Here is a 12,037-nt window from a genome sequence, read left to right on the forward strand (position 1 = left end):
CAGGGCGCTGCTCGCAACTAACCCGCGGGCATCTGCCCGCCGGTAGCTAGTCCAGCATAGCCGCCAGATGCATCACCGCTGGCGAGCGGTCGAACCGTCGCCACGCCAGCGCGATATCGGTATTGAGCGCCGCATCGTTAACAGGTCGAAAGACCACATCAGGGTGCGTGATACAGCAGAGCGACTCAGGCACAATGGCAAAGCCAAAACCAGCGGCGACCATGCCGATGGAGGATGAAATTTGCGGCGACTGCTGACCGGCATGTGGTTGAAATCCTGCGCGCAGGCAGGCGCTGAATACCAGCTCATACAGGCTTGGTGCCACTTCCCGTGGGAACATAATTAGCGTGTCGTCGGCCAGCTGCGACAGTGAAAGCTGCGGTTGTGCACTCAGCGCGTGGCTGGAAGGCAGCGCCACCAGCATTTTCTCACTGGCGATGACCTTCAGATTAAAAGCCTTGCTGCTTTCACAGGGCAAACGGACGAAAGCCGCGTCCAGTAAACCTTCCTGCAGATCGTTCATCAGCGACGCCATATTTTGTTCCTGCGTCAGCAGCTTCATGGCCGGATAGCGCGCCTGAAACGTTTTCATCAGCGCAAATACCGCAGGATGGAAGGCAACCGAGCTGGCTACGCCCAGCGAAAGCTGGCCGGTCACGCCGCGTGCAATCCCCTTCGCTTTTTCCAGCGCGTGGCCGGTTAGCTCCAGTATCTGGCAGGCATCGTGATAAAAAGCCTCGCCCGCTTCCGTCAGTTCCACACCGCGCGTCAGCCTTTTCAGCAGCGGCGTGCCTATTTCCCGCTCCAGTCGCAGAATTTGCTGACTAAGCGGCGGTTGCGAAATCCCCAGCATTTCTGCAGCGCGCGTAAAGTGATGCGTTTGCGCGACCGCGACAAAATAACGCAGATGGCGGAGTTCCATATCAAATTCGTCTCAAAGTAGTGGGCTTTCTATATTGGAATCAGTTACTGAAACGAGTCAACATTCAGTTAGTAATTCTGAACTGTTTTAGCGGCGAGGTAAGTAATGAAACATTCTGTAACTGATTGTTTGTGTGAGCAACAGTTGGCTTCTACCGTGAGCGCGCTCCGCCAGCATAGACCAGAAAGCGTTATCTATCAGACCTCTTTGATGAGCGCGCTGCTTAGCGGCGTCTACGAGGGTAACGTCACCGTGGCCGACCTGCTGAAGAAAGGAGATTTCGGCCTGGGCACTTTTAATCAGCTGGACGGTGAACTGATTGCCTTCGACAGCGAAGTTTATCAACTGCGTTCAGACGGCAGCGCGCGGGAAGCCCATCCGCAGCAGAAAACACCCTTCGCCGTGATGACTTTTTTCCAGCCGCAGTATCGGCACCGCTTTTCCGCGCCGGCCAGCCGCCAGGCTATTCATGAGCTGATTGATAGCCAGGTCACCTCGGATAACCAGTTTTGCGCACTACGGATCGACGGCCGTTTTTCTGCTGCTTCGACCCGTACCGTCCCGTGCCAGCATCGGCCTTATCGCTCTATGCCTGAAGTGTTAGGACATCAGCCGACGTTTCACTTCAGCCAGCGCAACGGCGTACTGATTGGTTTCCGTACGCCGCAATATATGCAGGGCATCAACGTGGCGGGCTATCACGAACACTTTATTACGGACGACCGTCAGGGCGGCGGCCATCTGCTGGACTATCAGCTGGAAGAGGGCGAGCTCACCTTCGGCGAAATCAGCAAGCTGGTTATTGACCTGCCTGGCGACAGCGATTTTTTACAGGCCAATCTGAATCCGGAAAACCTGGATTCCGCTATTCGCTCCGTTGAAAGCTAATCCTGAGGAATTAAGATGAAAAATCCAACCGAAACAGCAACCTGGTTACACGGCGCCGATCTGGTTGTCGCACAGCTTGAAGCTCAGGGCGTAAAACAGGTTTTTGGTATTCCCGGCGCAAAAATCGATAAAATGTTCGATTCGCTGGTCGATTCTTCTATCCAGACCATTCCGGTACGGCATGAAGCGAATGCGGCTTTTATGGCCGCCGCCGTAGGTCGTCTGACCGGCAACGCGGGTGTCGCGCTGGTTACTTCCGGACCGGGCTGCTCAAACTTAATCACCGGTATGGCTACCGCCACCAGCGAAGGCGATCCGGTAGTGGCGCTGGGCGGACAGGTGAAGCGCGCGGACAGCGCTAAAAAGGTGCATCAGAGCATGGATACCGTGTCGATGTTCCGTCCGGTCACCAAATATGCCGTTGAAGTCACGGATTCCAACGCGCTGGCGGAGGTCGTTTCCAACGCCTTTCGTCACGCGGAACATGGCCGTGGCGGCGGCGCGTTTGTCAGCCTGCCGCAGGACATAGTCGATCGGCCTGCCAGCGGCCAGATACTGACCAGCAAAGGCCAGGTATTGCTTGGCCCGGCACCGGATGCGGCTATCGCAGCGGTGGCCGCGCAAATCGCTAAGGCCAAAAATCCGGTACTGCTGCTGGGCCTGATGGCCAGCCAGCCGGAAAACAGCGACGCCATCCATCGGCTTCTGGAGCGGAGCCGCATTCCTGTAACCAGCACCTATCAGGCGGCTGGCGCAGTCAGACAGGAACACTTTTCACGTTTTGCTGGCCGTGTCGGGCTGTTTAACAATCAGGCTGGCGACCGCCTCCTGCGCGAAGCGGATTTGATTATCACTATTGGCTACAGCCCGGTGGAGTACGAACCGGCCATGTGGAACAGCGGCGGTGCCACGCTGGTACATATCGACGTGCTGCCTTCCGACGCGGATAACTGCTATCTACCGGATGCGGAGCTGGTGGGCGACATCGCTTCTACCATCGATAAGCTGGCCGCGCGCATTGAATCCCCTTTGCAGCTTAGTACGGAAGCGGCTGCCATCCTGCAGGATCGTCAGCAGCAACGTCAGCTGCTTTCGCTGCAGGGTAAAAACCTGAATCAATTTGCGCTGCATCCGCTGCGGATCGTGCGGGCCATGCAGGACATCATCAATAACGACGTCACGCTAACGGTAGATATGGGAAGTTTCCATATCTGGATTGCCCGCTATCTTTATAGTTTCCGCGCTCGTCAGATCATGATTTCCAACGGCCAGCAAACCATGGGCGTAGCGCTGCCCTGGGCTATCGGTGCCTGGCTGGTGGATCCGAGCCGCAAAGTCGTTTCGGTTTCCGGCGACGGCGGCTTTCTGCAGTCCAGTATGGAACTGGAAACCGCCGTCAGGCTGGGTGCCAATATTCTGCATATCATCTGGGTCGACGAGGCCTACAACATGGTGGCCATGCAGGAAGAGAAAAAATATCAGCGCGTTTCCGGCGTGAAGTTCGGGCCGGTAGATTTTAAAGCCTATGCGCAGTCGTTTGGCGCTGCCGGATTTGCCGTGGAAAGCGCGGCCGAGCTGGAACCAACGCTGCGTAAAGCGATGGATGTCAACGGTCCTGCGGTGGTTGCCGTGCCGGTCGATTATGCCGACAACCCGATGCTGATGGGCCAGCTGCATCTGAGCCAGATCCTTTAAGACACGTTCATGGAGATAAGATGAAAACGAAAGTAGCCTTAGTGACAGGTAGCGGTCAGGGAATCGGTAAAGCCATTGCGCTGCGTCTGGCAAAAGATGGTTTTGCCGTTGCGGTTGCCGACTTTAATGCGCAAACCGCGCGTCAGGTCGCTGACGAGATCGCCAGCGCAGGCGGCAAAGCTATCGCAGTGACCGTGGATGTATCAAAGCGCGATCGGGTCTTCGCGGCGGTTGAGCAGGCGCGCAAAGAGCTGGGCGGTTTTGACGTTATTGTCAATAACGCAGGCGTAGCGCCTACCACGCCAATTGAAGAGATCACGGAAGAAACGGTCGATAAAGTTTACGATATTAACGTAAAAGGCGTGATCTGGGGCATGCAGGCGGCCATCCAGGCGTTTAAGGCAGAAGGACACGGCGGCAAAATTATTAATGCCTGTTCGCAAGCGGGCCACGTTGGCAATCCGGAACTGGCTGTCTACAGCTCCAGTAAGTTTGCGGTGCGTGGACTGACGCAAACGGCCGCGCGCGACCTGGCGTCGGCAGGCATTACCGTTAACGCCTACTGCCCCGGCATTGTCAAAACGCCGATGTGGGACGAAATCGACCGTCAGGTTTCCGAAGCGGCGGGTCAGCCGCTGGGTTACGGCACTGCGGAATTTGCCAAACGCATCACGCTGGGCCGCCTGTCAGAACCGGAAGATGTATCGGCCTGCGTCTCTTTCCTGGCAGGGCCTGACTCGGATTATATGACCGGGCAATCGCTGTTAATTGATGGCGGCATGGTCTTTAACTGATTTATGCGCCAGCCGCTACCGTGCGGCTGGCTTTTTGTCTCGTAGAAGCTTTCAGCTGTAAACCCGTTTTTTGATGCCTTTTCAGCTACCGCTACAAACCGCACTGTTTCTGTCACGACCGGATATTGCCCCTCATTCTCCCCTGTCGCAAATTTAGCGAAACGTTTCGATAGCGATCACATTTCCATAAATTGCCAATTGTATTCCGCCAGGGTTTTTTTACACTGCCGGTTAGCGAAACGTTTCGCTCTGGAGTGAAAGATGAAAAAAGGCGCTTTACTGAATTCTGCAATTTCGTCCCTGGTTTCCCGCCTGGGCCATACCGACACGTTAACTATCGGCGATGCCGGTCTGCCCATTCCAGCCGGGCCGGAGCGTATCGACCTGGCGCTGACTAACGGTATACCCGGCTTTATGCAGGTGGTAAAAACCGTTACTGAAGAGATGCAGGTTGAGAGCGCCATCATCGCGGAGGAGATTAAATCTCATAACCCACAGCTTCATGACGAGCTTTCTGCTCTGCTCGACTTACTGCAACAACGCCAGGGAAATACCATCTCTGTTCAATACGTTACGCATCAGCAGTTCAAACAGTTAACGCAGCACAGCCAGGCGGTGATCCGCAGCGGAGAATGTTCGCCCTATGCGAATATTATCCTTAGCGCTGGCGTTACTTTCTGAGGCCGCCATGCAACCTTTACTGCAACTTCAGGGCATTGAAAAATCCTTTCCGGGCGTGAAAGCACTGTCCGGCGCGGCGCTGGCGGTCTATCCCGGTCGCGTGATGGCGCTGGTCGGTGAAAACGGTGCCGGAAAATCCACCATGATGAAAGTCATGACCGGCATCTACGCGCGCGACGCGGGTTCCATTAAATGGCTGGGGGAAGAGGCCAACTTTAGCGGGCCGAAGGCGTCTCAGGAAGCCGGCATTGGCATCATCCACCAGGAACTGAATTTAATTCCGCAGCTTAGCGTGGCGGAAAACATCTTTTTAGGGCGCGAGTTCGTCAACGCTTTTGGCGCTATCCGCTGGAAACAGCTTTATGCCGAAGCGGATCGGCTGCTGCAGCGGCTCAACCTGCGTTTCAGCAGTCACAAGCTGGTGGGCGATCTGTCGATTGGCGATCAGCAAATGGTCGAAATAGCCAAGGTGCTGAGCTACGAGTCCAGAGTCATCGTAATGGATGAACCTACCGATGCGCTGACCGATACCGAGACAGCCTCGCTGTTTCGCGTCATCCGCGAGCTGAAAGCGCAAGGCTGCGGCATTGTTTACATCTCCCATCGTATGAAAGAAATCTTTGAAATTTGCGATGACGTAACGGTGTTCCGCGATGGCCAGTTTATTGCTGAAAGAGCCGTCGACACGCTGGATGAAGAAACGCTGATTGAGATGATGGTCGGCCGCAAGCTGGAAGAACAGTATCCAAGGCTGGATAAGGCACCGGGCGACATTCGTTTAACCGTCGAAAACCTCAGCGGGCCTGGCGTGAACGACGTGAGCTTTACGCTACGCAAAGGCGAAATTCTTGGCGTGGCCGGATTAATGGGCGCTGGCCGTACCGAGCTGATGAAAGTGCTGTATGGCGCGTCTCAACGCAGCGGCGGCAGCGTCACGCTGGAAGGGAAAAAGATAACCACGCGCACGCCGGAAGAGGGTTTGCGTAACGGCATCGTGTATATCTCTGAAGATCGTAAGCGCGACGGACTGGTGCTGGGTATGTCGGTGAAAGAGAACATGTCTTTGACCGCGCTGGACTATTTTAGCCACGCTGGTGGCCGCTTAAAGCACGCCCAGGAACAGCTGGCAGTCAGCGATTTTATCAAGCTGTTTAAGGTAAAAACGCCGTCGATGGAGCAGCCGATTGGCCTGCTGTCGGGCGGAAACCAGCAAAAGGTCGCTATCGCGCGCGGGTTGATGACGCGCCCTAAGGTACTGATTCTGGATGAGCCGACGCGCGGCGTGGATGTGGGCGCCAAGAAAGAGATTTATCAGTTAATCAATCAGTTTAAAGAAGAAGGGCTGAGTATCATTTTAGTCTCTTCAGAAATGCCGGAAGTGCTGGGTATGAGCGATCGCGTGCTGGTGATGCACGAAGGTCGTCTGAGCGGCGATTTTCCGATTGAACAGGCCAGCCAGGAACGTCTGATGGCAGCGGCAGTAGGCAAGCAACATAGCGCGGAGCTGGTAACACCATGAGTACTCAAACCCTTCAGGCCAGCAGGATCTTTAGCAAGGCCTGGCTGCTGGAACAGAAATCGTTAATCGCGCTGGTAGTGCTGATCGCCGTGGTCGCCAGCCAGAGCCCAAACTTTTTTACCGTGAACAATATGTTCAACATTCTTCAGCAGACATCGGTTAACGCCATTATGGCGGTTGGCATGACGCTGGTGATCCTGACTTCCGGTATCGATCTTTCGGTAGGATCGCTATTGGCGCTGACCGGGGCGGTGGGCGCTTCGCTGGTGGGAATAGAAGTGAACGCGTTGGTGGCGGTGGCGGCCTCGCTGGCGCTGGGCGCGCTGATCGGGGCGGTGACCGGCACCATAGTGGCAAAAGGCAAGGTGCAGGCGTTTATCGCGACGCTGGTAATGATGCTGTTGCTGCGCGGCGTGACTATGGTTTACACCAACGGCAGCCCGGTTAACACCGGTTTTAACGATAACGCCGATCTGTTTGGCTGGTTTGGCATCGGGCGGCCGCTGGGCATTCCAACGCCGGTCTGGCTGATGGCGCTCACCTTTCTGCTGGCGTGGTACATGCTGCACCATACTCGCCTGGGTCGCTACATCTATGCACTTGGCGGCAACGAGGCGGCTACAAGGCTATCGGGCATCAGCGTTAACCGCGTCAAAATCATCGTTTACGCGCTGAGCGGCATGCTGGCGGCGCTGGCGGGCACTATCGAAGTGGCTCGTCTCTCTTCTGCACAGCCAACGGCGGGAACGGGTTACGAACTGGATGCTATCGCCGCGGTTGTGCTGGGCGGTACCAGCCTGGCAGGCGGAAAAGGCCGCGTGATGGGCACGCTGGTTGGCGCGCTAATTCTCGGCTTCCTGAATAACGGACTGAATCTGCTTGGCGTCTCGTCCTACTACCAAATGATTGTGAAAGCCGTCGTTATTCTGCTGGCGGTGCTGGTCGATAACAAAAAATAACTCCCTACAGGAACCGATAATGAAAATGACTAAACTGACGGCGCTGGCGGTTCTGCTTGGCGCAACCCTTAGCGCTAACGCGCTGGCAAAAGATACGCTGGCGCTGGTGATCTCCACGCTGAACAATCCCTTTTTCGTTTCGTTAAAAGATGGCGCGCAGAAAGAAGCGGACAAGCTGGGTTACAACCTGGTGGTGCTGGATTCACAGAACAACCCGGCAAAAGAGTTGGCCAACGTGCAGGATCTCTCCGTGCGCGGCACAAAGCTGCTGCTGATTAACCCAACCGATTCCGATGCGGTCGGCAACGCGGTGAAAATGGCGAATCAGGCCAATATCCCGGTTATCACGCTCGACCGCGTTGCGGCACAGGGTAAAGTGGTCAGCCACGTTGCCTCGGATAACCGTTTAGGCGGCAAAATGGCCGGCGACTATATTGCGCAGCGCGTTGGCGAAAAGGCCAAAATCATTGAGCTGGCCGGGATTGCCGGAACCTCTGCGGCTCGCGAGCGAGGCGAAGGCTTTAAAACGGCGGCCGATGCGCATAAATTTGTTATCCTTGCTAGCCAGCCCGCAGATTTCGATCGCACCAAGGGTCTGAACGTCATGCAGAACCTGCTGACCGCCCATCCGGACGTGCAGGCAGTGTTTGCGCAAAACGATGAAATGGCATTAGGTGCGATGCGCGCATTGCAAACGGCAGGCAAATCTGATGTGGTAGTAGTCGGCTTCGACGGCACCGCGGACGGCGTAAAAGCCGTACAGGGCGGTAAACTTGCCGCTACCGTGGCGCAGCAGCCGGAGCAAATCGGCGTTATCGGCGTGCAAACGGCCGATAAAGTGCTGAAGGGCCAGCAGGTTCAGGCTATCAACCCCGTTGACCTGAAGCTGGTCACTAAATAAATCAAAGAAAAGCATGGCACGCGCCACCTCTTGCAGGTGGCGCCTTTTTCTGGACGATCCCATGACTAAAATCGGCAGGCTGGCGGTACTCGGCAGCATCAACGCAGACCATATTCTCAATCTGGCTACCTTTCCTCGTCCCGGCGAAACGGTGATCGGGAAACAGTATCAGGTTGCCTTTGGCGGTAAAGGCGCTAATCAGGCCGTCGCGGCCGGACGCAGCGGCGCAGAGATTACCTTTATTGCCTGCACGGGCGACGACGATGTCGGGCAACGTATTCGCCAGCAGCTGGCAGACGATCGGATTGATGTCTCTTGCGTCGAGGCGATAGCGGGCGAATCCACCGGCGTTGCGCTGATCTTTGTGAATGAAGATGGCGAAAACAGCATCGCTATTCATGCAGGCGCCAACGCTTGCCTGACGCCCGAGCGGGTGGAAAAGCAGCAGCAGGTTATCGCCAGCGCGGACGCGTTGCTGATGCAGCTGGAGTCGCCGCTCGAAAGCGTGCTGGCGGCGGCAAAAATTGCGCATCAGCATCAAACCAAAGTGATCCTTAATCCGGCTCCGGCCACGCCGCTTTCCGATGAGCTGCTGGCGCTGGTGGATATGATTACGCCAAACGAAACCGAAGCGGAAATCCTGACGGGTGTGCCGGTTGCCTCGGATGAGGATGCCGCTCGCGCAGCAGCGGTACTGCACGGTAAAGGGATTCATAGCGTGTTGATTACCCTGGGCCGCCGCGGCGTATGGCTTAGCGAAGCCGGTCAGGGACAACGCATCCCCGGCTTTAAAGTACAGGCGGTAGATACTATCGCAGCGGGCGATACCTTTAATGGCGCGTTAATGACCGCGCTGCTGGAAGAAAAGCCGATGCCGCAGGCGGTCCGTTTTGCTCATGCGGCGGCGGCTATTGCGGTGACTCGTGCCGGCGCGCAGCCTTCGGTACCGTGGCGAGAAGAAACCGATCGCTTTTTGCAGCAGCAGGAGTAGCTCGTGCCTACCATGAAAGATGTCGCTCGCCTGGCGGGCGTGTCGACATCCACCGTTTCCCACGTCATTAACAATAACCGCTTTGTCAGTGAATCAGTGCGGGAGAAAGTCACTTCGGCCATTACGGCTTTGAACTATGCACCTTCTGCCCTGGCCCGTAGCCTGAAACTCAATCAGACCCGAACTATCGGCATGCTGCTGACTGCCAGCAGCAACCCTTTCTATTCGGAAGTGGTACGCGGCGTAGAGAGAAGTTGCTATGAGCGTGACTACAGCCTGGTGCTGTGTAACACCGATGGCGATGAAAACAGAATGAACCGCAGTCTGGAAACGCTGCTGCAAAAGCGAGTCGATGGCTTGCTGATTATGTGTACGGAAAGCCATCTTCCTTCACCGGACATTCTTAACCGCTATCCGGCTATCCCTACGGTAATGATGGACTGGTCTCCTTTTGACGGCGGCAGCGATATTATCCAGGACAACTCGCTGTTGGGTGGGGAAATGGCCACGCGCTATTTGATCTCCCGTGGCTATAACCGTATCGCCTGTATCGCTGGCCCGCAGGATAAGACCCCCGCCCGCTGGCGGCTGGAAGGCTTTTATCAGGCAATGTCGCGTGCAGGGTTGAACGTTCCCCCGGGCTATGTCGTTACCGGTGATTTTGAATTTCAGGGCGGCTACAACGCAATGAATCAGCTGTTGGCATTAAATCCACGGCCGGAAGCGGTTTTTACCAGTAATGATGCGATGGCCGTAGGCGTTTATCATGCGCTTTATCAGGCGGGGCTTTCCGTTGCCAAAGATGTGGCGGTAATAGGCTACGACGATATTGAGCTGGCCCGCTATATGACGCCGCCGCTCACGACTATTCATCAGCCGAAAGATGAGCTGGGCGAACTGGCCATTGATACGTTGATTCATCGCATGGCCGATCCCGACGGCAGCCAGCAGCTGCTGGTGCTGACGCCGGAACTGGTCGAACGTGGTTCAGTGGCGGAGCGTTAAGCGCCTTTTTTACGCTTTTCGCGGTTAGAGATTAAGTGCCTGCCGTCGCCGGGCTTCAGCAACATAAATACCAGACCGGAAAACACCGTGACTATCCCCATCGTCAGGAAGGTGGCATGAAAGTGATCGACGGTCGTGCCATCAAAGTTTTCATAAAATCGTAAAACGGCCGCGCTGACCGCCACGCCAAAGCTAATCGCCAGCTGCTGGGTTACGGCAAGCATGCTGTTACCGCTGCTGGCATTACTGTCATTTAAGTCCGCTAACGTGATGGTATTCATAGCCGTAAACTGGGTAGACATTGCCATGCCCAGCACAAACAGCGGCAGTAGCAATATCGCCAGGCCTGCTGCTGGCGTTTGCAGTGAGAAGCTGGCAACCAGCACCCCAATAATAACGCTGATTCCCGTTAAGGTTTTGCGGTAACCGAACCAGCGCAGTACCTGGGTTACCGTAGACTTAGCCAGAATAGAACCCAGCGCGGTTGGTGCCATCATGCAGCCCGCAAGAATAGCAGAGTAACCAAACCCAACCTGTAACATCAGCGGCATAAGGAAAGGAATACTGCCGGTACCCAGACGCGAAGCTATGTTGCCGAGAATGCCTACCGAGAAGGTACGGGTTTTGAACATTGGCAAAGGAATAAGCGGCGTGGGGTGGCGGCGTGCGTGCACTATATAGAGAAGAAGTAAAAGAATACCGCCGCAGGTTACCGCCAGGGCCAGGCTGGTGGCGACAATCTTCTCGCCGAAAAGCTCAATGCCGCTGGAAAGCAACACTAGTCCGATGCCAAACAGAATAAAACCCAGCACATCGAAACGGCGTCGCGGGGTGGTGAAGTCCGGCATATATTTTCGCGCATAGACAATCCCTAAAATCCCCATCGGAATATTAATCAGGAAGATCCAGTGCCAGGTTGCCCAGGTAACCAGCACGCCGCCCAATAGCGGGCCAAGAACCGGGCCGACCAGACCGGGCATGGTTACAAAGTTCAGTACGGGCAGCAGTTCACTACGTGGATAAGCTCTTAGTAATGCCAGCCTGGCAACGGGCATCATCATCGCGCCGCCTACCCCCTGCACTATCCTGAAGACAACCAGCATTGTCAGGTTGGCAGAAAGCGCACAGGCCAGCGAACCGAGCGTAAATAAAGAAACGGCGGTGATAAACACTTTTCGCGTGCCGAAGCGATCGGCCAGCCAGCCGCTTACTGGAATCAACATAGCGACAGTAAGGGTGTAGCTGATAACGGCGGATTGCATCGCCAGAGGGGAACGGTTAAGGCTTAAGGCGATAGCGGGAAGAGCAGTATTCAGTATCGTGGCATCCAGCGCTTGCATAAAGAAAGCCATTGCGGCGATCCACGGAAGTCCGGCCATACTGCGCGCGGATTTAATCATTGGGCATCCTTCTCAGTCATTATTGCCATTGCCGATATGACAACCCTGCAAAGTAAAAAGAAAAGAATAGCACCGCGAAGCGGCATGGCGTGACGCTTATAAAGGTGAATAGCGCGTAATTTGCTGGTTAAATATTCTTAAAATGTACGCTTATTGCGCTGTTGTTGAAAAAAGAAACGGTCGAAAGTTTTTTTCAAATAAAAACTTGTCAGCCGTCGAGAACTCCCTATAATGCGCCTCCATCGACACGGAACAACGGCTTACCGGCCGCCGGGTTGAGAG

Annotated in this window: 11 protein-coding genes; 9 read left to right on the plus strand and 2 right to left on the minus strand. The window is 55.5% G+C overall.

Going from position 1 to position 12,037, the window contains the following annotated elements:
* Positions 1 to 46: 46 nt before the first annotated feature.
* Positions 47 to 922, minus strand: a complete 876-nt coding sequence (locus KUE00_RS13160; protein WP_246760345.1) for a LysR family transcriptional regulator — start codon at positions 920 to 922, stop codon at positions 47 to 49.
* Between the two features lie 105 nt (positions 923 to 1,027).
* On the opposite strand from KUE00_RS13160, the gene budA reads away from it, so the two are divergent.
* The 9 genes from budA (at position 1,028) to rbsR (ending at position 10,355) form a co-directional block, all read left to right on the plus strand.
* Positions 1,028 to 1,810, plus strand: coding sequence for an acetolactate decarboxylase (gene budA, locus KUE00_RS13165; RefSeq protein WP_246760346.1), 783 nt, complete (start codon positions 1,028 to 1,030; stop codon positions 1,808 to 1,810).
* Between the two features lie 15 nt (positions 1,811 to 1,825).
* A complete protein-coding gene (gene alsS, locus KUE00_RS13170; RefSeq protein WP_246760347.1) occupies positions 1,826 to 3,505 on the plus strand; it encodes an acetolactate synthase AlsS in 1,680 nt (559 codons plus the stop codon).
* A gap of 20 nt (positions 3,506 to 3,525) precedes the next feature.
* Complete coding sequence (locus KUE00_RS13175; protein ID WP_246760348.1) at positions 3,526 to 4,299, plus strand: (S)-acetoin forming diacetyl reductase; 774 nt, start codon at positions 3,526 to 3,528, stop codon at positions 4,297 to 4,299.
* Between the two features lie 261 nt (positions 4,300 to 4,560).
* The gene (rbsD, locus tag KUE00_RS13180; RefSeq protein ID WP_246760349.1) at positions 4,561 to 4,980 is read left to right on the plus strand and encodes a D-ribose pyranase; all 420 of its coding nucleotides are present in this window, start codon (positions 4,561 to 4,563) and stop codon (positions 4,978 to 4,980) included.
* A 7-nt stretch (positions 4,981 to 4,987) separates the two neighbouring features.
* Positions 4,988 to 6,499 (plus strand): ribose ABC transporter ATP-binding protein RbsA, encoded by a 1,512-nt coding sequence (rbsA, locus tag KUE00_RS13185; protein WP_246760364.1) that lies wholly within the window; start codon positions 4,988 to 4,990, stop codon positions 6,497 to 6,499.
* Positions 6,496 to 7,458, plus strand: coding sequence for a ribose ABC transporter permease (gene rbsC / locus KUE00_RS13190; protein ID WP_246760350.1), 963 nt, complete (start codon positions 6,496 to 6,498; stop codon positions 7,456 to 7,458). The genes rbsA and rbsC overlap by 4 nt, the downstream gene beginning before the upstream one ends.
* 19 nt (positions 7,459 to 7,477) lie before the next feature.
* Complete coding sequence (gene rbsB, locus KUE00_RS13195; protein ID WP_246760351.1) at positions 7,478 to 8,359, plus strand: ribose ABC transporter substrate-binding protein RbsB; 882 nt, start codon at positions 7,478 to 7,480, stop codon at positions 8,357 to 8,359.
* Between the two features lie 61 nt (positions 8,360 to 8,420).
* The gene (rbsK, locus tag KUE00_RS13200) at positions 8,421 to 9,350 is read left to right on the plus strand and encodes a ribokinase (protein ID WP_246760352.1); all 930 of its coding nucleotides are present in this window, start codon (positions 8,421 to 8,423) and stop codon (positions 9,348 to 9,350) included.
* A gap of 3 nt (positions 9,351 to 9,353) precedes the next feature.
* Positions 9,354 to 10,355 carry a ribose operon transcriptional repressor RbsR gene (rbsR, locus tag KUE00_RS13205; RefSeq protein WP_425523580.1) on the plus strand — a complete coding sequence of 334 codons (1,002 nt, stop codon included), beginning with the start codon at positions 9,354 to 9,356 and terminating at the stop codon, positions 10,353 to 10,355.
* On the opposite strand, the gene mdtD is transcribed toward rbsR, so the two are convergent.
* Positions 10,352 to 11,755: a multidrug transporter subunit MdtD gene (mdtD, locus tag KUE00_RS13210; RefSeq protein WP_246760353.1), complete on the minus strand. Its 1,404-nt coding sequence runs from the start codon at positions 11,753 to 11,755 to the stop codon at positions 10,352 to 10,354. The two genes, rbsR and mdtD, sit on opposite strands and share 4 nt — an antisense overlap.
* Positions 11,756 to 12,037 lie beyond the last annotated feature (282 nt).

Source organism: Erwinia phyllosphaerae (assembly GCF_019132875.1).
Lineage (GTDB): Bacteria > Pseudomonadota > Gammaproteobacteria > Enterobacterales > Enterobacteriaceae > Erwinia > Erwinia phyllosphaerae.